The sequence below is a fragment of the Bacillus sp. SIMBA_008 genome, from assembly GCF_046535495.1.
Classification (GTDB): Bacteria; Bacillota; Bacilli; order Bacillales; family Bacillaceae; genus Bacillus; species Bacillus subtilis.
Window position 1 is genome coordinate 1 of record NZ_JAWRWL010001088.1, and the last position, 244, is coordinate 244.

A 244-nucleotide genomic window follows, 5' to 3' on the forward strand; every position below is an offset into this window, starting at 1 on the left:
GATGTACGTATGTTAGGGCGTTTCTTAGAGAAGAAAGGCTACACTTGTCATGCGCCAATTTTTAAAGGGCACGGTGTACCACCAGAAGAGCTTGTTCATACAGGTCCTGAAGATTGGTGGCAAGACGTAATGGAAGCATATCAGCTTTTAAAAGATAAAGGCTTTGAGAAAATTGCTGTTGCTGGATTATCACTTGGCGGCGTATTTTCTTTAAAATTAGGTTATACAGTACCGGTTTTAGGTG

General features: G+C 41.0%; 1 pseudogene. It reads left to right on the plus strand.

Going from position 1 to position 244, the window contains the following annotated elements:
• Window positions 1-244: pseudogene (estA, locus tag SB658_RS26775) on the plus strand (carboxylesterase); the annotation flags it as partial.